The sequence below is a fragment of the Salipiger sp. ABN3_019 genome (assembly GCF_056158605.1).
In genome coordinates this window covers 748,047-769,488 of record NZ_JBSWTP010000009.1, presented here as the reverse complement: position 1 = coordinate 769,488, position 21,442 = coordinate 748,047, and the positions used below count along the sequence as shown (strand labels likewise).

The 21,442-nt window shown below is 66.6% G+C and carries 22 protein-coding genes and 1 riboswitch; of the genes, 10 read left to right on the top strand and 12 right to left on the bottom strand.

The annotated features are described in order from the left end of the window. Positions 1–22: 22 nt before the first annotated feature. Positions 23–424 carry a metallopeptidase family protein gene (locus ACXAD2_RS11785; protein WP_475170096.1) on the bottom strand — a complete coding sequence of 134 codons (402 nt, stop codon included), beginning with the start codon at positions 422–424 and terminating at the stop codon, positions 23–25. Between the two features lie 196 nt (positions 425–620). Here ACXAD2_RS11785 and ACXAD2_RS11780 point away from each other — a divergent pair, with 196 nt between their 5' ends. After that, a complete protein-coding gene (locus ACXAD2_RS11780; protein WP_224905914.1) occupies positions 621–1,172 on the top strand; it encodes a 2OG-Fe(II) oxygenase in 552 nt (183 codons plus the stop codon). A 27-nt stretch (positions 1,173–1,199) separates the two neighbouring features. Here ACXAD2_RS11780 and ACXAD2_RS11775 read toward each other — a convergent pair whose 3' ends face one another. After that, the gene (locus ACXAD2_RS11775; protein ID WP_475170094.1) at positions 1,200–2,135 is read right to left on the bottom strand and encodes an MBL fold metallo-hydrolase; all 936 of its coding nucleotides are present in this window, start codon (positions 2,133–2,135) and stop codon (positions 1,200–1,202) included. 190 nt (positions 2,136–2,325) lie between these two features. On the opposite strand from ACXAD2_RS11775, the gene ACXAD2_RS11770 reads away from it, so the two are divergent. Next, positions 2,326–2,535, top strand: a complete 210-nt coding sequence (locus ACXAD2_RS11770; RefSeq protein ID WP_066106880.1) for a hypothetical protein — start codon at positions 2,326–2,328, stop codon at positions 2,533–2,535. 11 nt (positions 2,536–2,546) lie between these two features. Continuing rightward, positions 2,547–3,542, top strand: a complete 996-nt coding sequence (locus tag ACXAD2_RS11765) for a DUF6976 family protein (protein WP_475170091.1) — start codon at positions 2,547–2,549, stop codon at positions 3,540–3,542. 78 nt (positions 3,543–3,620) lie between these two features. On the opposite strand, the gene ACXAD2_RS11760 is transcribed toward ACXAD2_RS11765, so the two are convergent. Then, on the bottom strand, positions 3,621–4,568 hold the full coding sequence (locus ACXAD2_RS11760) for a 1-phosphofructokinase family hexose kinase (RefSeq protein ID WP_475170089.1): 948 nt from the start codon (positions 4,566–4,568) through the stop codon (positions 3,621–3,623). 100 nt (positions 4,569–4,668) lie between these two features. On the opposite strand from ACXAD2_RS11760, the gene gltX reads away from it, so the two are divergent. Continuing rightward, the gene (gltX, locus tag ACXAD2_RS11755; protein ID WP_475170086.1) at positions 4,669–6,003 is read left to right on the top strand and encodes a glutamate--tRNA ligase; all 1,335 of its coding nucleotides are present in this window, start codon (positions 4,669–4,671) and stop codon (positions 6,001–6,003) included. A gap of 296 nt (positions 6,004–6,299) precedes the next feature. On the opposite strand, the gene ACXAD2_RS11750 is transcribed toward gltX, so the two are convergent. After that, positions 6,300–7,529, bottom strand: coding sequence for a DUF2254 domain-containing protein (locus tag ACXAD2_RS11750; protein ID WP_475170083.1), 1,230 nt, complete (start codon positions 7,527–7,529; stop codon positions 6,300–6,302). Then, positions 7,526–8,092 (bottom strand): gamma-glutamylcyclotransferase family protein, encoded by a 567-nt coding sequence (locus ACXAD2_RS11745; protein ID WP_475170081.1) that lies wholly within the window; start codon positions 8,090–8,092, stop codon positions 7,526–7,528. Before ACXAD2_RS11745 ends, ACXAD2_RS11750 begins: the two co-directional genes overlap by 4 nt. Positions 8,093–8,190: 98 nt before the next feature. Here ACXAD2_RS11745 and ACXAD2_RS11740 point away from each other — a divergent pair, with 98 nt between their 5' ends. The 4 genes from ACXAD2_RS11740 to gcvP all read left to right on the top strand — a co-directional run bounded on the left by ACXAD2_RS11740 (position 8,191) and on the right by gcvP (position 13,406). After that, entirely contained in the window at positions 8,191–8,673 is a 483-nt protein-coding gene (locus ACXAD2_RS11740) for an RrF2 family transcriptional regulator (RefSeq protein WP_475170079.1), read from the top strand. Between the two features lie 15 nt (positions 8,674–8,688). Beyond that, a riboswitch (glycine riboswitch) is annotated at positions 8,689–8,775 on the top strand. Positions 8,776–8,923: 148 nt separating this feature from the next. Then, positions 8,924–10,051 carry a glycine cleavage system aminomethyltransferase GcvT gene (gene gcvT, locus ACXAD2_RS11735; RefSeq protein ID WP_475170076.1) on the top strand — a complete coding sequence of 376 codons (1,128 nt, stop codon included), beginning with the start codon at positions 8,924–8,926 and terminating at the stop codon, positions 10,049–10,051. A gap of 19 nt (positions 10,052–10,070) precedes the next feature. Further along, on the top strand, positions 10,071–10,430 hold the full coding sequence (gene gcvH, locus ACXAD2_RS11730) for a glycine cleavage system protein GcvH (RefSeq protein WP_066103621.1): 360 nt from the start codon (positions 10,071–10,073) through the stop codon (positions 10,428–10,430). 126 nt (positions 10,431–10,556) lie between these two features. Further along, positions 10,557–13,406 (top strand): aminomethyl-transferring glycine dehydrogenase, encoded by a 2,850-nt coding sequence (gcvP, locus tag ACXAD2_RS11725; RefSeq protein WP_475170073.1) that lies wholly within the window; start codon positions 10,557–10,559, stop codon positions 13,404–13,406. Between the two features lie 196 nt (positions 13,407–13,602). Here the strand turns inward: gcvP and ACXAD2_RS11720 are convergent, their stop codons facing one another. From ACXAD2_RS11720 to ACXAD2_RS11710, 3 genes are all read right to left on the bottom strand, one after another. Then, positions 13,603–14,484: an inositol monophosphatase family protein gene (locus ACXAD2_RS11720; protein ID WP_475170071.1), complete on the bottom strand. Its 882-nt coding sequence runs from the start codon at positions 14,482–14,484 to the stop codon at positions 13,603–13,605. Positions 14,485–14,582: 98 nt separating this feature from the next. After that, positions 14,583–17,111: an ABC transporter permease gene (locus ACXAD2_RS11715; RefSeq protein WP_475170069.1), complete on the bottom strand. Its 2,529-nt coding sequence runs from the start codon at positions 17,109–17,111 to the stop codon at positions 14,583–14,585. Further along, complete coding sequence (locus ACXAD2_RS11710) at positions 17,108–17,812, bottom strand: ABC transporter ATP-binding protein (RefSeq protein WP_066103614.1); 705 nt, start codon at positions 17,810–17,812, stop codon at positions 17,108–17,110. The genes ACXAD2_RS11715 and ACXAD2_RS11710 overlap by 4 nt, the downstream gene beginning before the upstream one ends. Before the next feature lie 20 nt (positions 17,813–17,832). Here ACXAD2_RS11710 and ACXAD2_RS11705 point away from each other — a divergent pair, with 20 nt between their 5' ends. Next, a complete protein-coding gene (locus tag ACXAD2_RS11705; protein ID WP_475170066.1) occupies positions 17,833–18,504 on the top strand; it encodes an arylesterase in 672 nt (223 codons plus the stop codon). A 143-nt stretch (positions 18,505–18,647) separates the two neighbouring features. On the opposite strand, the gene ACXAD2_RS11700 is transcribed toward ACXAD2_RS11705, so the two are convergent. Then, positions 18,648–18,851 carry a hypothetical protein gene (locus ACXAD2_RS11700; protein WP_475170064.1) on the bottom strand — a complete coding sequence of 68 codons (204 nt, stop codon included), beginning with the start codon at positions 18,849–18,851 and terminating at the stop codon, positions 18,648–18,650. 252 nt (positions 18,852–19,103) lie between these two features. Further along, positions 19,104–19,664, bottom strand: a complete 561-nt coding sequence (locus tag ACXAD2_RS11695) for a L,D-transpeptidase (protein WP_475170062.1) — start codon at positions 19,662–19,664, stop codon at positions 19,104–19,106. Positions 19,665–19,804: 140 nt separating this feature from the next. On the opposite strand from ACXAD2_RS11695, the gene trxC reads away from it, so the two are divergent. Next, positions 19,805–20,242 carry a thioredoxin TrxC gene (gene trxC / locus ACXAD2_RS11690; RefSeq protein WP_475170060.1) on the top strand — a complete coding sequence of 146 codons (438 nt, stop codon included), beginning with the start codon at positions 19,805–19,807 and terminating at the stop codon, positions 20,240–20,242. Between the two features lie 143 nt (positions 20,243–20,385). Here trxC and ACXAD2_RS11685 read toward each other — a convergent pair whose 3' ends face one another. Both ACXAD2_RS11685 and ACXAD2_RS11680 read right to left on the bottom strand, forming a co-directional pair. Continuing rightward, on the bottom strand, positions 20,386–21,060 hold the full coding sequence (locus tag ACXAD2_RS11685) for a MotE family protein (protein ID WP_475170058.1): 675 nt from the start codon (positions 21,058–21,060) through the stop codon (positions 20,386–20,388). Further along, a complete protein-coding gene (locus ACXAD2_RS11680; protein ID WP_475170057.1) occupies positions 21,060–21,431 on the bottom strand; it encodes a hypothetical protein in 372 nt (123 codons plus the stop codon). The genes ACXAD2_RS11685 and ACXAD2_RS11680 overlap by 1 nt, the downstream gene beginning before the upstream one ends. Positions 21,432–21,442 lie beyond the last annotated feature (11 nt).

Here is a 21,442-nt window from a genome sequence, read left to right as displayed (position 1 = left end):
ACGCGGGCCATCTGGCCCACCGCTACTCCCACCAACGGTCGATGCTGGCGATATCGTCGTCGGACCAGCCGAAATGGTGGGCGAACTCATGCACCGTCACATGGGCGATCAGCGCATCCAGCTCGACATCGCCCCGGTCGCGCCATTCCTGTAGGATCGGCTCGCGGAACAGCCAGACGGTATCGGGATAGGGCGAGGGCCAGCTGCTCGACTTTTCGGTCATCGGCACACCCTCGTAGAGCCCGGTGAGATCGAGCGGATCGTCGATCTGCATCTCTTGCAGAATGTCCTCGGGCGGCCAGTCCTCGACCTGCAGCACCACCTCGGCGGCGGCGGCGCGGAACGGCTCGGGTAGAGCGTCGACCGCGGCGCGGGCCATGGTCTCGAAAGCGGCAAGATCGGGCGCAGTATCGGCTGTTGTCATGCAGGGGATATGGCCCCGCGCCGGCGGCGGGAAAAGACCCAAACGGTTCGATCTGCGAGGCGCGCGCAAAACAGCGGGCCGTAGAGCGGGGCCGTGACGCAAAGACAGGTCGCTTTCCGCCCTCCGCGTCGCAATTGGCGCAGATCCCCTTCCCTATCCGCCCTAATGGCGCGCTTCCGCATTCAGGAGCGCGCGCATGATCACCGTCCACAGCATTCCGCAGGCTTTTTCCGAAGCCGACTGCAGCCGCCTCATCGAGATCTCGCGCAATGCCGAGGCCTCGGACGCGCGCCTTGTGGGCCAGCAGCGCGCGCATAACATGCGCCGCGCCGATCTGGTGTGGCTCGACGATGTGGAAGACACCGGCTGGGTCATGGATCGGATCATCGAACTGGTGCGTGACGCCAACCGATCCGCCTATGACTTCGCGCTGGATGCCTTCGACGAAAGCGCGCAGGTCGCGCGCTACGGCGCCGAGCGTGAGGGGCATTTCGACTGGCATTCGGACATCGGCGAAGGCCGTCTGGCCGCGCGTCGCAAGCTGACCATGGTGGTGCAGCTTTCCGACGAGGGCGCCTATGAGGGCGGCGCGCTGGAACTGATGCCCTCGAACCACGTGGTCGCGGCAAAAAAAGAGCGCGGCACCGCCACGCTCTTTCCGTCCTATATGCTGCACCGGGTCACGCCGGTGACCGGCGGCGAGCGCCATTCGCTGACCATCTGGGCGCATGGGCCAGCCTTCCGCTGACCCATCCCCACCCTAGGGCCAGCGGCCTCAGGTCATCAGCAACTGGTAACTGTGTGGCATGTACCGAAAACCGTCGCCCTCGGCCTCGACATAGCCCACTGCCGGGAACGGCATGTGGTAGCCGATGAAGGGGGTTTTCTCTTCGGCCAGCGTGCCGAAGATCTTGCGCCGCGAACTGGCGGCCAGCTCCTTGTCCATGTCAAAGCGCACTTCCCAATCGGGCTTGCCTACCGACCAGACGTAGTGGTTCGCCAGATCGGCGGTCAGCATCAGCTTCTGGCTGCCGCTTTCGAGCATGAAGCACATATGCCCCGGCGTATGCCCGGGCGCGAGAACCGAGGTGATGCCCGGCGCGATTTCCTCGCCATTGCCGAGGAAGCTGAACTGATCCTCCAGCGGGCGCACCTTGCTTTCAAAGGTGTCGTTGCCTGCTTCGGTCCAATGGGCCCACTCCTCCTGCCCGGTCAGCAGCGCGGCATTGGCGAAGGTCGGCGTGCCGCCGTCCGAAAGCCCGCCGATATGGTCGCCATGCATGTGGGTGATCACCACATGGGTCACATCCTCGGGCGCGTAGCCCGCCGCTTCGACCGCAGCGGTGATGCCCGCAGGATCGAGCCCGGTGTCGAACAGGATCACCGCGCTGCCGGTGTTGACCAGCGTCGGGGTGAAGAAGAACTGCGCCTTGTCGGTGGGAATATGCGCGGCTTTCGAGACCTCGGCGAATTCCTCGTCGCTGGCGTTGAGGCCGAAGGTGCCCTTCGGCTCGGGTACGGTGCGCGTGCCCGCCATCATCGCGGTCACCTCGAAATCGCCCAGCGGCACCCGGTAGGTGCGCGGCACCTGCGGCCCTTGCGCTTCTTGCGCGGCAGCGGGGCGGGCACCGGCTCCGGTCAGCCCGGCGGCAAGCGGCAGCGCCGCGGCGGCGGTCAGTGCACTGCGGCGTGTCATCTTGTTCTTTTCCATGATCGTCATCCTCTCCTGCTTTGGCCTTCGCCCAAGGGTATGCGAATGGCGGTTTCTCCCGCGCGAAAGAGTAGCGCGCGCGGCGCAAGAGGCCACATCCGGGCCCGCCACAGCTCATCACAACCGCGTTTTGCAAACCGTTAAGAGGAATCGCCGTAGCCCCGTTTTCGCAACGAAGATGGAGCCAAAGATGATCCCCGACGCATCCAATCCCTGCTGGCGCCGCGTGCTCAGTTCCGAAGCCGAGCTGTCGGGCGCGGTGCTGGCAACCAAGATCCTCGTCACCCGACTGCGCCGCGAGGTGAAGGCCAGCCCGGCGCAGATGTCCGGCAAGATCGCCGAACTGCGGGGTTATTTCGAAAAGAACGCCTTCGCGACGAAGGATATCGCCCTCTTCTGAAAGGACGCGCGATGAAGAACCAGATGATGACCCCCGAGCAGGCCGCCGCAAGGATCGACGCAGGCGCGACGCTGGTGATCGCGGGCGACGAGGAGGTGCTGACCAAGCTGCCCCGCGGGCGCTGGATCGGCGGCACCACGGTCTATTTCATGACCGAGACCGGCGGCCATGTGGACCGCGAGAATGTCTTTGTCACCGAGCTTGAGGCCGCAGAAGATGCCCGCGCCGTGCTCTATGAAGGCGAGGACCTGCCGAGCCTGACCATGGGCCGTTTCGACAACGGGCTGTCGGTGATCCTGATCCCCGCCTTCAGCAAGGCGCATGAGGCCTATGCCATCCACGGCGCGGAATATCCCGGCCTCTTCGATCAGCCGGTGATGGGCTGGATCACCGGGGTGCATCTTGATGAGCTTGCCAGCGCCACGCCGAAGGTGATCGACGGCACCACCGGCCGCGTGCACCAAGAGGGCGCGCTGGTGCTCCACGTGAAACTCTCTGCCAGCCGAAGTGCGAATGTCGAGATCCTCAATCTCTTCACCCAAGACGACAGCGGCCCCGAGATCACCTTCCCCGCCACCGGCTTTGCCGCCGAAACCGGGCGGATCGACGGCGCAGAGGTGGATTTTTCCAAATGGGTCGAGGCGCAGGGCATCGACACCCGGCTGCCGCTGGTGGCCAATTACGCGGGCGCCCTCGTCAATGTCTCGTTCCAGTCGGTCGGACCCGAAGGCGTGGCCTTCTACGCGCCGGTGATCGAAGGGGTCAGTTACCGGCTTGCCGCAAGCCCCGGCGACTATGCCACCGTCTTCGCCCGTCAGGCGCAGGGCGACGGCGCGCAGGAGCTGTCGTGCAATTGCATCCTCAATTTCCTCTTCGGTGAGCTTCAGGACAAGCGCACCGGCAGTTTCACCGGTCCCGTCACCTTTGGCGAGATCGCCTATATCCTGCTCAACCAGACCATGGTGCGGCTACAGCTGCACGGGCAGGACCAAGCCGCGGTCGCCTGACAGACCGCGCCTCTCCGGCACCCCCGGTCATCTCTCTCTGGCCGGGGGTTTTCTTATCTCACAGCCTGTATGGCGGGCTCAGAGCGCGCTGGCGCCGCATTGATCCAGCAGGTCGTGGATCATCGCGCGGGTCGACAGGCTCGTGCCCGGCGTGGTGACCGTAGCACTGGCCGCCGCCGCCCCAAGCGCCAGCGCCTCGGGCGCGCTCAGCCCAGAGGAAATACCGAAAGCGTAGGCACCGACGAAACTGTCGCCCGCCCCCACCGCCGAGAGCACCGAAACCTTGGCCGCGCTGACCTGCCAGAGTCCATCGGGCCCGGCCATCACCGAGCCATCGGCCCCGCGCGCAAGGATCACCCGCTCCGCCGCCCCGCGCGCCACCAGTTCAGCGGCAAACCCCGCGGAATTGGCGCGGGTCATCAGCGGCCGCCCAGCCAGTTCTTCGGCTTCCAGACTGTCCATCCGCAGCACCGCCGGTGCCGGATCAGTGCCCCGCGCCAGCGCTTCGAGCACCGGCCCGGAGGTGTCGACGATGACATAAGCGCCGCGGCCCTTCAGCGCCCGGCACAGCTCGGTGGGGAAATCATCGGGCACCCCCGGCGGCTGGCTGCCGCTCAGCACGACGATCCCGCCCTGCGGCACGGTGCTCGAGATGGCATCAAGCGCGTCCATCACGTCGCCCGCGCTCCAGACCGGGCCGGGCATGACGAAGCGGTATTGCGCGCCGGTCTGACGGTCGTGCACGGCAAAGCTTTCCCGCGTCTCACCCGGAGCTTTCATCCGCACCATCGGCAGGCCCAGCTCGGCCAGCGCCGCCTCCAGCCGCATTCCCGTCGGGCCGGAGAGGGCGACGAAGGCCCGCGCCGGGCCGCCCAGTTCGGCCGCGAGCCGCGCGACGTTGATGCCGCCGCCGCCGGGGTCGATCGCGGGCGCATCGCAGCGCAGCTTCGGACCTGCCTCGACACGGTCGGCAGTCGTCGAAAGATCGAGCGCAGGATTGAGCGTGACGGTCAGAATATCTCTCATAGGGCGGAGAATACACGGGATACCCGCTCCGCCAAGGGCCGGTGAACTGGACAAACGGCTGCGCTTGTGAAATTGCCACCCGCGTATGCAGGAGGCTAGCATGACCACCACCCGTTTCGCACCGTCGCCCACCGGTCACATCCATGTGGGCAACCTCCGCACCGCGCTGTTCAACTACCTGATCGCGCGCAAAGCCGGCGGCACCTTCATTCTGCGCATCGACGACACCGATGCCGAGCGCAGCAAGGAAGAGTACGTCGACGGCATCAAGCGCGATCTCGAATGGCTCGGTCTGCACTGGGACAAGACGGAGCGACAGAGCGCGCGGCTGGACCGCTACCACGCCGCCGCGGACGAGTTGCGCGAGATGGGCCGCTTTTACGAGGCCTTCGAAACCCCGACCGAGCTGGACCTCAAGCGCAAGAAGCTGCTCAACATGGGCAAGCCGCCGGTCTACGACCGCGCCGCGCTGGACCTGTCCGAGGCCGAGAAGGACGCGCTGCGTGCAGAGCGTGGCAACGGCGTTTGGCGCTTCAAGCTGATCCAAGAGCGGATCGACTGGAATGACGGCATCCTCGGCGACATCTCGATCGACGCCGCCTCGGTGTCGGACCCGGTGCTGATCCGCGGCGACGGGCAGATCCTCTATACCCTGGCCTCGGTGGTCGACGACATGGACATGGGCGTCACCAATATCGTGCGCGGCTCGGACCACGTCACCAACACCGCGACGCAAATCCAGATCATCGAGGCGCTCGGCGGCACCGCCCCCGGTTTCGCGCACCACTCGTTGCTCACCGGTCCGCAGGGCGAGTCGCTGTCCAAGCGTCTTGGCGTGCTGTCGATCCGCGATCTGCGCGAAGCGGGCGTCGAGCCCGAGGCGCTGCTGTCGCTGATGGCCCGTCTGGGATCGAGCCAGCCGGTGGAACTGCGCACCTCGCTGGACGAGATCGCCGAGGGCTTCGAGCTGAGCCAGTTTGGCTCGGCCCCGACGAAGTTCGACGAGCAGGACCTCTACCCGCTGACCGCGCGCAAGCTGCACCAGCTGCCGCTGCAGGATGTGGCCGAAGAGCTGACCGCGATCGGCGTCCCCGCCGAGAAGCAAGAGCTGTTCTGGTCGGTGGCTCGCGACAACATCACCACCCGCAAGGATATCCCCGGCTGGTGGGCGCTGTTCCGCGACGGTGCCGAGCCGCTGATCGCCGACGAGGACCGCGACTTCATCGCCGAGGCGATGGCGCTGCTGCCCGAGGGTCCCTACACACGCGACACGTGGGGCGAATGGACCAAGACGGTGAAAGAGGCGACGGGCCGCAAGGGCAAGGGGCTCTTCATGCCGCTGCGCAAGGCGCTCACCGGTCTCGAGCGCGGGCCGGAGATGGCCGACGTGCTGCCGCTGCTCGAGAAGATCCCAGCAAAAGATCTGGCGAAGTAAGCGCCGCGCCATCGAAATGCAAAAAGGCGGGCCTTCGGGTCCGCCTTTTTCGTTTCTCAATCGCGCTGCCCGCCCGGAATCAAGGCGAAGCCGCCGGGCGAGCGGTCGTGCATTGTGGCGCCATCGGTTCAAGCCCAATGGACGACGCCGTCCCGGCGGGCTGGCGCTTTGCCATCGCTGCCTGACGCTCGGACGACACACAGACTTGGCAGAGATAAAGTGCAGACCTCAGATGTTGCAGCGCCATCCCACGGGCATGCGCTCGCCCGGCTCCCGTTGTGCTCTTGCAGAACGCCTCAGCCGTCCTCCCGCTTTCCCGCCAGCCACGCCTTGTCGGCGTCTACGGTGAAGGCGGCCTCGGCATGGGCGAAGGCATAGGCGCGCGTGTCCTCGGCGGCGGCGGCCAGCGCGGGCCAGTCGGCGCGGCGCAGCACATTCATCGCGGTCAGCACGCAGCCGATCACCTCGGGCCGGGCCGCGCCATCGCGGATCAGCGGGTAGAACCCGTCTTCCACCAGATGCGCCGGGTTGAGCGGCGCCATCTGCACATGCGGAAACTCCGGCGGTCCCTCCTCCGGTGGTCCGAGCCCGAACAGCATCCGCTCGAGCCGCTGCACCACGTCGATCGCCGTGCCCGGATCATTGACCGCAGGCGACAGGGCGCGCAGCGCGATCTCGTTCATCACCATGACGCCATAGCGGGCGTCCTGCTCCATGGTGCGCGCTTCGCCGAGGGTGAAACACTCGCAGATCTCTTCGGCCTCCACATGCCCGCCGGAGATTTGGCCCAGCGGCATCCCCGGCACGAGATGTGCGCCCGGATGGGCGGTGACGCGAAAGATCGCCTCGCGCTCGGAGAGCTTTTCTTCCAGCGCCTCGAGGTTGATGTACTGCACATAGCCCGCCTTGGTCGCGGGCACTTCGCGGGCGTCCGACGGCAGCGCGTGATCGGGACGGGCCGCGCCCAGCGAGGGGCGGCTCATCGCGCGTTCAAGCGGCGGCAGGGCGCTGTTTTCGACCCGCTGCAGCGTGTGATCCATGCTGCCCATCACGCTCAGGTGGCCAATCCAGCGCAGCATCGCGACAATCACCGTGACGATGCTGCCGATGGTCAGGAAAAAGATCACCACCGCCGAGGCCTCGGAGTAGAAGCCCGCGTTGAACAGCACCAGCGAGGTTAGCGAAAAGAGGAAGGTGCCGGTGAAGGCCGCAAGCGCGGTCTGCGCCGTGCTGTCCTCGAGGTGCAGCCGGTAGGCGCGCGGCGTCGCCTGACTGGCCGCCGACTGGAAGGCCTGCACCATGACCGACAGCGAAAAGGTGGTCACCGTCAACATGGTGGTGGCGAGGATCTGCAGGATCGGCGTCACCGCATCGGCTCCGAAACGATCCTGCCAATCCTCGGGGATCAGCGGCTGCAACACTGGCGCCAGCGCCACCGCGACCAGCGCCAAAAGCGCGCCGAAGAGCACCCGAACCCCCAGCCGCTTCGACAGCCGGTAAAGCAGCAGCAGCCAGCGCGGGGTCATCGGCTGAACACCTGCGCCCCGACATCACGCAGCGCCGCATCGACAAAGCCGCGCTCGGCGTCGCTGAGGCTCTGCGCCCGCGGGTAAAGCGGTGCGGCGCGGTCGTTCAGGAACGGCACCCGCCAATCGCCGGTGCTGGCCAGAAAGCGCTCGGCGCCCTCTTTGCCGAACTCACCGAGATAGCCCTGCAGCACCACGTCGACATAGCTCAGCAGCACTGGGTGGTCGGTGTCGGGCGGCAGGCGGTCCGCCTCGGGCACCACATAGATTGCCAGTTCTTCGACGGTGGGAGCCGCATGCTGCACGTCGGCGCGGGCATCGGTGCGGTCATAATCGGCTTCGCGCTGGTCGAGGACGGCCCAGCCCTCGCCGGTGACCGGCGCGATCAGCCCTTCGATCTCGGATCCCGCATCGCGCGAGACGGTCAGCAGCGAGACCGGACGGCCCGGCACCCGCGCCCAGACCCGGCGCCATCCTTTAGCAACGGCCTTATGCGCGGGATCGAAAGCGTGGGTCCTGCGGTTGACCAGCGAGCCGTAGCCGAAAAAGAATGATGTGCTCATTTCTCGTCTTTTCTTTCTTCAAATTGATGTAAGTCAATCCGCGCTTTTCCCCGGCCCTGTATTTAACCCGGCAATCATTCAAAGCGAGGGCTTTTCCCGTGCGTGTGACCAAGAGAACGAATATTGCAATCCGTGTCCTGATGCACTGCGCGGCAAATTCTGGCCGCCTTGTGACCAAATCCGAGATTGCAAAGTGCTGCAATGCCTCGGAAAATCACCTCGCGCAGGTGATCAACCAGCTGGCGCAACTGGGGTATCTCAGCACCCATCGCGGGCGCAACGGCGGGCTGGAACTGGCCCGGCCTGCCTCGGAGATCCAAATCGGCGACGTGTTCCGCACGCTCGAATTGCCGGTGCCGCTGGCCGAATGCTTTGCCGATGCCGACAACACCTGCCCGCTGACCGAGGCCTGCCGCCTGCGCATCGCGCTCACCGAGGCCGCCAACGCCTTCTATGCCACGCTCGATCCGATCACGCTGGATGCGCTGGTGTGCGACAATGCTCCGCTGATCGACATTCTGGTGCCGGGCAAGGCCTGTTCGGTGCCGCGCACCGCGGGCGCGCTTGCGGCCACTGCGTAACTGTCGTAATCTCTCGCCACCGTGATGGGAGAACCGGCCTTGCCGGTGCCGAAGGAGCAACCGCCCCCGGAAACTCTCAGGCCAAAGGACCTTCACGGCAGAAAGACTCTGGAGAGAGGCGCCCCGGCGCCCGCCGAAGGGATAACGATCTCAGGCGAAAGGACAGAGGGGGCATTTCGAGCGCGGAGAAGATCCGTGCGGGAAATGCCCGGGGCCTTGCGCCTGTCCGGGCCGAAGGGATCGGGAGCGCATGGACGAGCTGAAACGCACGCCACTACATGATTTGCACGTCGAACTGGGCGCCAAGATGGTGCCCTTCGCCGGTTACGAGATGCCGGTGCAATACAAGCTCGGCGTTCTCAAGGAACATCTCCACACGCGCGACAAGGCCGGGCTGTTCGACGTCAGCCATATGGGTCAGGTGATCCTGTCGGGCACCGATGTGGAGAGCATCGCTCTCGGCCTCGAGACGCTGGTGCCGGTGAATATCGCCGGGCTGAAGGAAGGCCGCCAGCGCTATGGCTTCTTCACCAACGAAGACGGCGGGATCGAAGACGATCTGATGATCGCCAATCGCGGCGAGCACCTCTTCGTCGTGGTCAACGCCGCCTGCAAGACCGAGGATATGGCGCGGATGCGCGCCGGCCTCGAGCCCAAGGGCGTCACCGCCAAGCTGCTCGGCGACCGCGCGCTGCTGGCGCTGCAGGGCCCGGCTGCCGAGGCGGCGCTGGCCGCGCTGAACCCGGCGGTGCGCGAGATGCGCTTCATGGATGTGGCGACGGTCGAGCTTTGCGGCGCCGAGTGCTGGATTTCGCGCTCGGGCTACACCGGCGAGGACGGCTACGAAATCTCCGTGCCCGAAGACAAGGCCGAGGAGCTTGCCCGCGCGCTGCTGGCGCATGAGGATGTGGAGCCCATCGGCCTTGGCGCGCGCGACTCGCTGCGTCTCGAAGCCGGGCTGTGCCTCTACGGCCACGACATCGACAGCACCACCACCCCCGCCGAGGCGGCCCTGCCCTGGGCGATCCAGAAGATCCGCCGCACTGGCGGCGATCGCGCGGGCGGCTTCCCCGGTGCCGAAAAAATCCTCTCCGAGCTGGAAAACGGCGCGCCCCGCGCCCGCGTGGGCCTGCGCCCCGAGGGCCGCGCGCCGATGCGCGAAGGGGTGGAGATTTATGCAGATGAGACCGGCGGCACCCCGATCGGCCACGTCACCTCGGGCGGTTTCGGCCCCAGCGTCGGCGCACCGGTCGCCATGGGCTACGTGGGGATTGACCACGCCGCCCCCGGCACCAAGCTATTCGGCGAGGTGCGCGGCAAGCGCCTCGCCGTCGAAGTGGCCGAGATGCCCTTCGTGACCCAGACCTACAAACGCTGAGACAGACAGGGACAGCACGATGAAATTTACCGAAGAGCACGAATGGCTCCGCGTCGAGGGCGATGTTGTCGTCGTCGGCATCACCGCGCATGCAGCCGAACAGCTGGGCGACGTGGTGTTCGTGGAACTGCCCGATGAGGGCACCACGGTGAGCAAGGATGACGAAGTGGTGGTGATCGAGTCGGTCAAGGCCGCCTCCGACATCCTCGCCCCGCTCGATGGCGAGATCGTCGAGGTGAACGCACCGCTGGCCGATGAGCCGTCGAAGGTCAACGACGATCCCGAGGGCGAAGCCTGGTTCTTCAAGATGAAGATCGAGGACCTCTCGGCGCTCGACGACTTCATGGATGAAGCCGCCTACAAGAACTTCATCGGCTGATCTCCTGCCCGGCGCCGCGCCTGCGGCACTGCCGGGCGGATGCGTATTTGAAGAACAATGAAAGGGGCAGGGCCGCGCCTTGCCCCCTCTTCCCTGCTGAACCTTGCTGTTTCTGGACGGATCGACATGGCCTTCACGCCCACAGACTACCTGCCGTATGACTTTGCCAACCGCCGCCACATCGGGCCCTCGCCCAAGGAGATGGCGGATATGTTCGAGGTGCTGGGGGTCAAGGACCTCGACGCGCTGATCAAGCAGACCGTGCCCGCCGGCATCCGGCAGGCGGATGAGCTCGAGCTTGGCAAGCCCATGTCCGAGCGCGAGATGCTCTGGCACATGCGCGAGGTCGCATCGAAGAACAAGGTTCTGACCTCGCTGATCGGTCAGGGCTACCACGGCACGGTGACCCCGCCCGCGATCCAGCGCAACATCTTCGAGAACCCCGCGTGGTACACCGCCTACACGCCCTATCAGCCCGAGATCTCGCAGGGCCGTCTTGAGGCGCTGCTGAACTACCAGACCATGGTGTCGGATCTGACCGGCCTCGAGATCGCCAACGCCTCGCTGCTTGACGAGGCCACCGCCTGCGCCGAGGCGATGACCATGGCGCAGCGTGTGGCAAAGTCGAAGGCCAAGGCCTTCTTCATCGACGAGAACTGCCACCCGCAGAACATCGCCGTGATGCAGACCCGCGCCGCGCCGCTCGGGATCGAGATCATCATCGGAAGCCCCGATGCGCTGGACGCCGAACAGGTCTTTGGCGCGATCTTCCAGTATCCGGGCACCCATGGCCATGTGCGCGAACTCACCGCCGAGATGGAGGCGCTGCATGCCGCCAAGGCGATCGGTATCGTCGCCGCCGATCCGATGGCGCTCTGCCTGCTGAAAGAGCCGGGCGCGATGGGCGCCGATATCGCCGTGGGCTCGACCCAGCGCTTCGGCGTGCCGCTCGGTTATGGCGGCCCACACGCCGCCTATATGGCCACCAAGGACGCCTACAAACGCTCGATGCCCGGCCGCATCGTCGGCGTGTCGATCGACAGCCACGGCAATCGCGCCTACCGCCTCGCCCTGCAGACCCGCGAGCAGCACATCCGCCGCGAGAAGGCCACGTCGAACGTCTGCACCGCGCAGGCGCTGCTGGCGGTGATGGCGGGCTTCTACGCGGTGTTCCACGGCCCCGAGGGGCTGAAGGCCATCGCGCAGCGCATCCACCGCAAGACCGCCCGCCTCGCGCGCGGGCTCGAAGAGGCCGGCTTCAAGGTCGAGCCCGAGACCTTCTTTGACACGATCACCGTGGACGTCGGCCTGCTGCAGCAGGGCGTGCTGCGCGCCGCCGTGAAAGAAGGCATCAACCTGCGCAAGGTGGGCGAGACCCGCGTCGGCATCACGCTTGACGAGACCACGCGCCCGGCCACCATCGAGGCGGTCTGGCGCGCCTTCGGCCTGCTGCGCAAGGACGAGGATTTCGCCCCGCACTACCGCCTGCCCGAGGCCTCGCTGCGCAGCAGCAGCTACCTCACCCACGAAGTGTTTCACATGAATCGTGCCGAGACCGAGATGATGCGCTACATGCGCCGTCTCGCCGACCGCGATCTGGCGCTCGACCGGGCGATGATCCCGCTCGGGTCCTGCACCATGAAGCTCAACGCCGCCGCCGAGATGATGCCGGTGAGCTGGCCCGAGTTCGGCTCGCTGCACCCCTATGTGCCCGAGGATCAGGCGCTTGGGTATAAGCAGATGGTCGACGATCTGTCGGACAAACTTTGCAAGATCACCGGCTATGACGCCTTTACGATGCAGCCGAACTCCGGCGCGCAGGGCGAATACGCGGGCCTGCTGACCATCGCCTCGTGGCAGCGCGAGCGCGGCGAGGGCCAGCGCAACGTCTGCCTGATCCCGGTCAACGCCCATGGCACCAACCCCGCCTCGGCGCAGATGGTCGGCTGGAAGGTCGTGCCGGTGAAATGCGACGAGAAGGGCTCGATCGACCTCGTGGACTTCCGCGCCAAGGCCGAGCAGTACAGCGAGACGCTGGCGGCCTGCATGATCACCTACCCCTCGACCCACGGCGTGTTCGAGGAAACCGTGCGCGACGTCTGTGCGATCACCCATGAGCACGGCGGGCAGGTCTATATCGACGGCGCAAATATGAACGCCATGGTGGGCCTCTCGCGCCCCGGCGATCTGGGCGGCGACGTGAGCCACCTCAACCTGCACAAGACCTTCTGCATCCCGCATGGCGGCGGCGGCCCCGGCATGGGTCCGATCGGCGTGAAGGAGCACCTCGTACCGCATCTTCCGGCGCATCCGCTGGAAGAGGGCATCGCGGGCCCGGTCTCCGCCGCGCCCTTCGGCTCGCCCTCGCTGCTGCCGATCTCCTGGGGCTACATCCAGATGATGGGTGGCGCGGGGCTGACACAGGCAACCCGCGTGGCGATCCTCAACGCCAACTACATCGCAACCCGCCTCGCCGGATCCTTTGAGGTGCTCTACACCGGCCACGAGGGCCGCGTGGCGCATGAGTGCATCATCGACATCCGCCCCTTCGGCGACAGCGCCGGGGTGACTGTGGACGATGTGGCCAAGCGGCTGATCGACTGCGGCTTCCACGCGCCGACCATGAGTTTCCCGGTCGCGGGCACGCTGATGATCGAGCCGACGGAGTCGGAGACCAAGGCCGAGCTTGACCGGTTCTGCGATGCCATGCTGGCAATCCGCGAGGAGATCCGCGCCATCGAAGAAGGCAAGGCCGACGCCGAGAACAACCCGCTCAAGCACGCGCCGCACACGATGGAAGACCTCGTGCGCGACTGGGACCGGCCCTACAGCCGCGAACAGGGCTGCTTCCCGCCGGGTGCCTTCCGGGTCGACAAATACTGGCCGCCGGTCAACCGCGTCGACAACGTCTGGGGCGACCGCAACCTGACCTGCACCTGCCCGCCGATGAGCGATTACGCCGAGGCGGCGGAATAAGGCGGAGAGGGCAGGAGCGAGGGGCGCTGCCCCTCGCGCTCCCCGGGATATTTGGGTCTAGACGAAGCACAGGCGCGCGCCCTCTTCGACTAGATAAAATATCCCCGCCGGAGGCACGCCGCAGGCGTCCAAAACGCGTCCAAAGCAAAAGGGCGGGACCTTAGGTCCCGCCCTTTTCGCGTCGCATGGTGCTGGGTCAGCCCTCCGCAGGCGTCTCGAGCAGGAAGGAGAAAGCATCGCGGATGCGGTCCCATGTTTCCTTGTTCGACGCGCAGAGCAGCACGCCCTCGCGCGTGGCGGCGTTGTATTCCGAGCCATCGAGCATCGCCACATGGCCCCCGGCGCAGCGCGAGATCAGCGCCCCCGCCGCATGGTCCCAGGGCGTCAGCCGCGCCGAGAAGAGGAAATCCACCGAGCCTTGCGCGAAGAGCCGGAACTCATGCGCCGAGCAGCGCAGCGTGTGGCTGCGCTCGAACAGCGGCAGCGCCGCGCCGACCTGCGCGCGCTTGTCCTCGGGCATCAGATAGAAGGGGATGAACCCCTGCAACTCGTCGAGCTTGCCGCCCGCCGAGACCGACACGTGTCGGGTGAGGCGGCGCTTGGGGAGAAGCATCTTTGCCTCGCCGCCAATCTCGGCCACCATCACGTCGTCCATGATCGGATCGTAGATCATCCCGAAGACCGGCACGCCAAAGCGCGTGGCCGACAGGATGATGCCGAAGGTCGAGAGGCCATGCGCGTAGTTCCATGTGCCGTCCACCGGGTCGATGGTGAAGGCCAGTTCCGCATCGCCGATCTTGTCGCGGATCTCGGGATGTTCCGCCACCGCCTCTTCGCCGACGATCAGCGCGTGCGGATACATGCGCTGCAGGCCGCGCGCGATCATCGCCTCGGCACCCTTGTCGGCGGCAGTCACCAGATCCTGACGGCCTGTCTTTTCCGAGACCTCGCTGGGATCGAGCGACCGGAAGCGCGGCAGGATCTCGGTTTTCGCCGCGCGCCGCAGCAGGTTGAGAATGCTGGTGCGCTGTGCCTGCGAGATCGGGGCCGAGATCGGCATAGGCAGGGAATCGGTCATGGGAGGGAGGTCCGTCCTTTGCAGCCATAGGTCGCTATTGAAGTGCCAGCCCCTGCCCCGAGGTTCAAGCCAGCTGTTTGCACACCAGCGAAATGCCCCTATTCGCGGGCACGCAGCACCCGTGCCGGTCGTGCCGACAGCGGACGCCATGCGAAGGCGAGGCCCGCCAGCAGCGTCGCCAGCGCGCCGCCAAGGATGATCCCGAGCGCCGAGCCCCACATCACGTCGAACCGCGTTTCCATCAGGAAGTGACTCACCGCCCAGCCGCCAAGGAGGCCGGCGGCCAGTGCCACCACGCCCGCCGCCGCGCCCAGCAGCGCCGAGCGCAGCGCGAAGCTGCGCAGGATGCGCCCGCGCGAGGCACCGAGGGTCTTGAGCACGGCCGCCTCGTAGCTGCGCGCCGCCTCGCCCGCCGAAGCCGCGCCGATCAGCACCAGAAACCCGGTGAGCAGCGTCGCGCCCGCGCCCCAGCGGATCGCACCGGCGACGCCTTCGAGCAGTTCCGACACGCGGTCGATGGCGTCGCGCACCCGGATCGCGGTGATATTGGGATAGGCATCGCCCAGATCGCGCAGGATCTGCGCCTCGGCCTGCGGCTCGGCATAGACCGTGGAAATCCACGTATGCGGCGCCCCGGCCAGCGCGGCGGGGTTCAGCGTCATGACAAAGCCGATCCCGGCAGTGGAGAAATCCACCTCGCGGAAGCTGGTGATCTCGGCAGTGATGTCGCGGCCAAGGATGTTGACGGTGATCTCATCGCCAAGGCTCAGGCCCAGTTCCTCGGCCTCCTCGGCGGCAAAGCTGACCTGCGCCGGACCGCTGTAATCCTCGGGCCACCATGCGCCTTCGGTGATCGTGGTGCGCGCGTCCGGCGCGGCGGCATAGGTGATGCCCCGGTCGCCGCGCACCACCCAGTGATCGCCCGCCACCTGCTGCGCATCCTGCTCGTTGATCCGTGTGACCACGCCGCGCAGCATCGGCGCGGTGTCGACCCGGCTGACCGCCGGATCATCGGCGAGTCGCGCGCGGAATCCCTCGATCTGATCCGGCTGGATGTCGACAAAGAAATACGACGGTGCCACCTCGGGCAGATCGCGCGAGATCGAGGCCCGCAGGTTGCCGTCGATCTGGCCGATGGCGGCCAGCACCGACAGGCCAAGCCCCAGCGACAGCACCACCGAGGCCGCGGTCTCGCGCGGGCCGCCAATGGCCGAAAGCGCCCATCGCAGCGCCGGGCGGCCGCGCGCCAGCGGCGCGGCGCGGTGCGCCAGCCAGCGGATCGCGGTGGCGGCAAGCGCGAGGATGACCAGCGCGGCGAGCAGCCCGGCGGCGGTCCAGAGCGTGACCTGCGGGTCGCCCGAGAACAGCGTCGCCGCCCCCACGAGCGCCGCCAGCAGCGCCAGCGTCGCGACCACATAGCGCGGCGCGGGCAAGCCCTTGGCGCTGTCGAGAGCATCGCGAAACAGCGTGGCGGCGCGCACTTCTTCGGTGCGCGCGAGCGGCCAGAGGGTGAAAAGCAGCGCGGTGAGCGCGCCGTAAAGCGCCGCCTCGGCCAGCGGACCGGGGTAAAGGGTGAAGACCACCGGCACCGGCAGCGCGCTGGCGATGATCGGCGCAAAGAGCAGCGGCACGCCCGCGCCGAGGATCAGCCCAAGCGCGATACCGACCAACGAAAGCGCGCCGATCTGCAGAAAGTAAGTCAGAAAGATCGTGCCGCGCGTCGCGCCCAGCGTGCGCAGCGTGGCGATGACCGAGGTCTTGCGCGCCAGATAGGCCCGCACCGCCGCCGACACGCCGATGCCCCCCACGGCAAGCCCCGAAAGCCCCACCAGCACGAGGAACCGCCCTAGCCTCTCGACAAAGCGGGCGATCCCCGGCGCACCATTGCGCGCATCGCGCCAGCGAATGCCGGTGTCGCGGTAACGGGCCTCGGCTTCGGCCTTCAGCGCATCCAGATCGCTGCCCGGTGGCAGCAGCAGGCGATACTCGGATTCGTAAAGCGAGCCGGGCGCGAGCAATCCGCTGCCCTGCAGATCGGAGGTCCGCACCAGCGTGCGCGGGCCAAGGCCAAAGCCGTCGCCCGCGTCATCCGGCTCGCGGGTGATCACCGCCGAGAGGGTGAACTCCTGCGTGCCGAGCCGGAAGCTGTCGCCCGGTTGCAGCCCCAGACGGTCGGCCAGCACCGGGGCCATCACCGCGCCGGGCAGCCCCGCCGCACCATCCAGCGCCTGCGGCAACGGCGTCGGCGGGTCCAATTCCATTTGCCCGAGAAGCGGATAGGCGTCATCGACCGATTTCACCTGCGTCAGGCCGCGCTCGGTCTCGCCATCGCGGGTCACCGTGGCCATCGACCGGAAATCGGTGATCTCCGAGATCTTGGTGGAGATGCTGCCGAGCCACTCCAACTCGTCTTCGGTGGCGAAACGGTAGGTGAACTCGGCCTGCGCATCGCCGCCAAGCAGCACCGCGCCCTGATCCGAAAGCCCGGCCTCGATCGCCGTGCGCACCGAGCCGACGCCCGCGATGGCGGCGACCCCGAGCGCGAGGCAGGCGATGAAAATGCGAAATCCATGCACACCGCCGCGCAGCTCGCGGCGGGCAAAGCGGGCGGCAGTGGCCAGGCTCATTCAGCCGCCCTTTCCGCGCCGCGCGCGTGGGCGGTGTCGACCCGCCCATCGGTCAGCCGCACCACACGGTCGCAGCGCTCGGCCAGCCGGTTGGAGTGGGTCACCAGCACCAGCGTCGCGCCATGTTCGTCGCGTAGGCCAAAGAGCAGGTCCATGATCGCCTGCCCGGTTGAGCCGTCGAGATTGCCCGTCGGCTCGTCCGCAAGCAGGATCTGCGGACGCGGCGCCGACGCACGGGCCAGCGCCACGCGCTGCTGTTCGCCGCCCGACATCTGCGAAGGGTAATGACCAGCGCGGTGCCCGAGGTTGACCCGCTCCAGCTCGGCCTCGGCGCGGGCAAAGGCATCCTTATGCCCCGCAAGCTCCAGCGGCGTCGCGACATTTTCGAGCGCGGTCATCGTGGGAATGAGATTGAACGACTGAAACACCACGCCCATGTGATCGCGGCGGAAGCGGGCCATGCGATCCTCGTCCATGCCGGTCAGATCCTGTCCCAGCACGTCGACGCGGCCCGAAGTCGCGCTTTCCAGACCGCCCATCACCATCAGAAGCGAGCTTTTCCCGGAACCCGACGGCCCGATCAGCCCCAGCGTCTCGCCGCGCCGGACATCCATCGAGATTCCGTGAAGGATTTCGACCGGACCGGCATTGCCCCTGAGACTGAGAGTGACATCATTGAGGGCAATCATAGGATCGGTCATGGAAAGGGCCTTTGCGGAAAATGGCACGTTCAAGGACATATGGGGGTTTTGCCCTGCTCAGCAAGGCTGCGGTCTGCCTCACTTTTCTGACAAATCCAATTCCGGCCCTCGCAACCGAAGTGCTCGCGCTCGGCGACAGTCTCACGCAGGGCTACGGTCTGCCCGCGCCCGACGGGCTGGTGCCGCAACTGCAGGCGTGGCTGAGCGCGCAGGGCCATGAGGTCACCATCGTCAACGGCGGCGTCTCCGGCGACACCACCGCGGGCGGGCTGTCGCGGGTGGCGTGGTCGCTGACGCCCGAGATCGACGCGATGATCGTCACGCTGGGCGGCAACGACATGCTGCGCGGGCTCGACCCTGCGGAAGCGCGCAAGAACCTCGCGGGGATTCTGCAGGAGGCGCAATCGCGGGATCTGCCGGTGCTGCTGGTGGGGATGAGCGCGCCGGGCAACTACGGGGCCGACTACAAGTCCGAGTTCGACGCGATCTATCCCGCGCTGGCCGAGGAATACGGGACGTTGCTGTTCGAAGATTTCTTCGCCGGGCTGCGCGAGGACGGTCAGATGCCCGCGGATGTGACGGCGATGATGCAGGGGGATGGCATTCACCCCAATGCCGAAGGGGTCAGCAAAGTGGTCGAGGCATTGGACCCGAAGGTCGAAGAGCTTATCGCGCAGGCTGGCGACGACTGAGCCCTTCATGCGACCGAGCACGCTTTTGCTGTGAGCGCCAACGGTCAAACTCTTGCCTTAGCCGGACCCGCTGCACGCTGGCGGCGCGCCGGTCTGAGCAAAGACTTGCCTGCGCTCTTGCCTGGGCTCGGCAGACGTCAGTTTCAGGAGCGGACGGTCTCGACCGAGGCCGGGCGCAGCACGGTGCCACAGAGCCCCGCGTAGATGATCGGAAGAACACCGGCCACGAGGCTGACCGAAAAATAAAGGCCGATCGCGTTCAGCAGCGAGGTATCGAGGAAAATCCAGGAGAAGAGGCCGCAGAGAAATCCGAAGATGCTGCCAGCCATGATCGCTACAATCGCCATACTCTTACCCTTCGTTACAAGCGGCCACATGGGTCGGGCCCCGGTGGTATGAGCGAATTTTTGCCAGCGGATTCGGGCTCGAATGTGGCGGGCTTCATGTCGAAATGCGGCAATTTTCAGGTGTTTATTCCTATCGGCGTCCCCGCGGTGTTTTGCAGAATGCACGAGGGCGGCCCCATCGGGACCGCCCTTCGACGCGCGGCGCACCGGCAATCACCAGCATCGCTGGCGCCCGCTAGGCTCGGACCGCGCTCAGAGAACGGTGACCTTCGTGCCGATCGGCACGCGCTGGTAGAGGTCGATGACATGCTCGTTCAGCATGCGGATACAGCCGTTGGAGACCGAGCGCCCGATCGACTCCGGCGCGGTGGTGCCGTGGATCCGGAAGAAGGTGTCGCGACCGTTCTGGAACAGATAGAGCGCACGCGCCCCAAGCGGGTTCTGCGGGCCGCCGGGCTGAACATAGTCATTGTCCTTGAAGCGCGAATAGGTCTGCGGCTCGCGTTCGATCATCTCATCGGTCGGGCGCCACGTGGGCCATTCCTTCTTGACCTGAATCACCGCGTTTCCGGTGAACTCGAGCCCGGCCTTGCCAACGCCGACGCCATAGCGCAGCGCTTGGCCCGGCGCGGTCACGAAATACAGGAAATGCGCCCGAGGCATGATCAGGATCTGCCCCGGTTCGAGGTCCTGCCGGATGCCGACGGATTGCGGCTCGAATTTCTGTTCGAGGGCGAAAGCGGCTCCCGGCGCTGTGGTGGCCAGTGCCGCGCCCGCGGTGGCCGTGGTGACGAAAGTACGGCGGGTGATCATGGGCACCTCTCTTGGGTTGTTCTTCGAGCATGGGAATTGTGGTCTCGCGACGCGCGAATTCAATGGGTTTGACTCAAGGGGATTGTCACGATTGCGCAGAGAACACATATCAGATGAAACGAATGTATGGAGATCACGAAATGGTCAAGCTTGTCTGCCTCGATTGTGGCCAGACCAACCGCGTCCCGCAAGACCGACTTGGCTCCGGCCCGAAATGCGGCACCTGCGGCGCAGGGCTGATGGATGGGAAGGCCCATGAAATCGACGATGCGACGCTCGAAAAGGCGATCCGCACCGACGAAGTGCCGCTGGTCGTGGATTTCTGGGCGCCGTGGTGTGGCCCCTGCCGGATGATGGCGCCGGAATACTCCAAGGCCGCCGCCGCGCTCAAAGGCCGCTCGCGGCTGGTGAAGCTGAACACCGAGCAGCACCAGCGCGCCTCGGCGAGGTTCGGCATTCGCGGCATTCCGACGCTGATCGCCTTCGGCAAGGGGCGCGAGGCAGCGCGGCAGTCCGGCGCGCTCCCCGCCGCGCAGATCGAGGCCTTTGCCAACCAAGTGCCCGCCGCCAAGGGCTGACTGGGTGGCGCGGTCGCGGGCCTTTTTTGGTGCGGATCCCGCGGCCTGAAGGCGCGCGAGTTGCGCCAGTTCCCAAAGTCCCCACCGCCCCAGAGAGCCCAAAGGCGTGCCGCCCCGTGGCACGCCCGCTGTGACGACCGCACCTAATTTTTCGGCGCGTTGGCGTTCCGCCCGGCCAGCATCACGCTGATCGTGTAAGCGGCCTGCGGGTCCATGCCCGATAGGATCGCCGCCGCCGCGTCGGGGCGCATCCGTCCAAGAAAGCCCGCCGCGAAATCCGGCTCCATCTGCGCAAAGAGCGCCGCGGCCTCTCGCGGCTTCATATTGGCATAGACCTGCGTCAGCTGCGCAATGTCCTGTTCCGCCGCGGTTTCAGCCACGGCGAGCGTGGCGCGCAGGCGTTGCTCTGTTTCCTGCATGGCCGCAAGCTTCTCCTCGATCGTCGCCTCGGCGACGCGCAGCGCCTGCATCCGGCTGCGCAGGTCCTCTTCGCGCTGCATCACCTCCGCTTCGCGCGCGCGCAGCGCCTCGAGCGCAGGCGCCAAATCCTCTTCGCCGACACAGACCCCGGGCGCAGTGGCATCGGCATGAGCGCCCGCGTTGGGGTCAGCCTGCGCCATGTCGAGGGCCTGTTCATGCTCGCCAGCCTCGGCCACATTGTTGAGGGCCAAAGCCGCCCCGACGCCCAGCCTCACGAGCGCCGACGCGATAAGCAGCGCGCCGATCACCGCCAGCACACCGCGTCCGGCACGCCGATGCCCCGCCCGGCCACTCGCGGCGCGCGTGCCTCTTCGCAGTTTCCGCAGCAGCGCCTTCATCACCGCGCGCCGCTGCGCGAATGCCGCAGGAACACCGGCTCCGCACCCGGCTCCGCCGACGCACCACGACTTGCGGCCACGTCCGCCTCCGGCAGGTCGTGCATCGAGGCGATCAGCAATTCCAGCCGCTGCGCCACCTGCTCGCCGCGCTCTGTCAGATCGCTCAATTCCGCGCCCGATGTGCCCGCAGCCTTCTGCGCGGCGTCGAGCGAGCGCGTCAGATCATCGACCTGCGCCGAAAGCACCGCCACGGCGCCGCCGACGCCATTCTCGAGATCGGTGAACCGGGTCAGCCGCCGCGACAGGACAAAGCAGTAAAACCCCGCGCCAAGTGCCCCGGCCACAAGCAGAATATCGGCGATCAAGTCCATGTCGTCCCCCT

Excerpts from the sequence above, each read along its gene's own strand:
- ACXAD2_RS11705 (WP_475170066.1), top strand. The coding sequence starts at position 17,833 with ATGGCACGTTCAAGGACATATGGGGGTTTTGCCCTGCTCAGCAAGGCT.
- ACXAD2_RS11680 (WP_475170057.1), bottom strand. The coding sequence starts at position 21,431 with ATGGACTTGATCGCCGATATTCTGCTTGTGGCCGGGGCACTTGGCGCG.
- gcvT (WP_475170076.1), top strand. The coding sequence starts at position 8,924 with ATGGACGAGCTGAAACGCACGCCACTACATGATTTGCACGTCGAACTG.
- ACXAD2_RS11785 (WP_475170096.1), bottom strand. The coding sequence starts at position 424 with ATGACAACAGCCGATACTGCGCCCGATCTTGCCGCTTTCGAGACCATG.
- ACXAD2_RS11760 (WP_475170089.1), bottom strand. The coding sequence starts at position 4,568 with ATGAGAGATATTCTGACCGTCACGCTCAATCCTGCGCTCGATCTTTCG.
- ACXAD2_RS11695 (WP_475170062.1), bottom strand. The coding sequence starts at position 19,664 with ATGATCACCCGCCGTACTTTCGTCACCACGGCCACCGCGGGCGCGGCA.
- gltX (WP_475170086.1), top strand. The coding sequence starts at position 4,669 with ATGACCACCACCCGTTTCGCACCGTCGCCCACCGGTCACATCCATGTG.
- ACXAD2_RS11770 (WP_066106880.1), top strand. The coding sequence starts at position 2,326 with ATGATCCCCGACGCATCCAATCCCTGCTGGCGCCGCGTGCTCAGTTCC.
- ACXAD2_RS11700 (WP_475170064.1), bottom strand. The coding sequence starts at position 18,851 with ATGGCGATTGTAGCGATCATGGCTGGCAGCATCTTCGGATTTCTCTGC.
- ACXAD2_RS11775 (WP_475170094.1), bottom strand. The coding sequence starts at position 2,135 with ATGGAAAAGAACAAGATGACACGCCGCAGTGCACTGACCGCCGCCGCG.
- gcvP (WP_475170073.1), top strand. The coding sequence starts at position 10,557 with ATGGCCTTCACGCCCACAGACTACCTGCCGTATGACTTTGCCAACCGC.
- ACXAD2_RS11765 (WP_475170091.1), top strand. The coding sequence starts at position 2,547 with ATGAAGAACCAGATGATGACCCCCGAGCAGGCCGCCGCAAGGATCGAC.
- ACXAD2_RS11710 (WP_066103614.1), bottom strand. The coding sequence starts at position 17,812 with ATGACCGATCCTATGATTGCCCTCAATGATGTCACTCTCAGTCTCAGG.
- ACXAD2_RS11745 (WP_475170081.1), bottom strand. The coding sequence starts at position 8,092 with ATGAGCACATCATTCTTTTTCGGCTACGGCTCGCTGGTCAACCGCAGG.
- ACXAD2_RS11780 (WP_224905914.1), top strand. The coding sequence starts at position 621 with ATGATCACCGTCCACAGCATTCCGCAGGCTTTTTCCGAAGCCGACTGC.
- ACXAD2_RS11720 (WP_475170071.1), bottom strand. The coding sequence starts at position 14,484 with ATGACCGATTCCCTGCCTATGCCGATCTCGGCCCCGATCTCGCAGGCA.
- ACXAD2_RS11685 (WP_475170058.1), bottom strand. The coding sequence starts at position 21,060 with ATGAAGGCGCTGCTGCGGAAACTGCGAAGAGGCACGCGCGCCGCGAGT.
- gcvH (WP_066103621.1), top strand. The coding sequence starts at position 10,071 with ATGAAATTTACCGAAGAGCACGAATGGCTCCGCGTCGAGGGCGATGTT.
- trxC (WP_475170060.1), top strand. The coding sequence starts at position 19,805 with ATGGTCAAGCTTGTCTGCCTCGATTGTGGCCAGACCAACCGCGTCCCG.
- ACXAD2_RS11715 (WP_475170069.1), bottom strand. The coding sequence starts at position 17,111 with ATGAGCCTGGCCACTGCCGCCCGCTTTGCCCGCCGCGAGCTGCGCGGC.
- ACXAD2_RS11750 (WP_475170083.1), bottom strand. The coding sequence starts at position 7,529 with ATGACCCCGCGCTGGCTGCTGCTGCTTTACCGGCTGTCGAAGCGGCTG.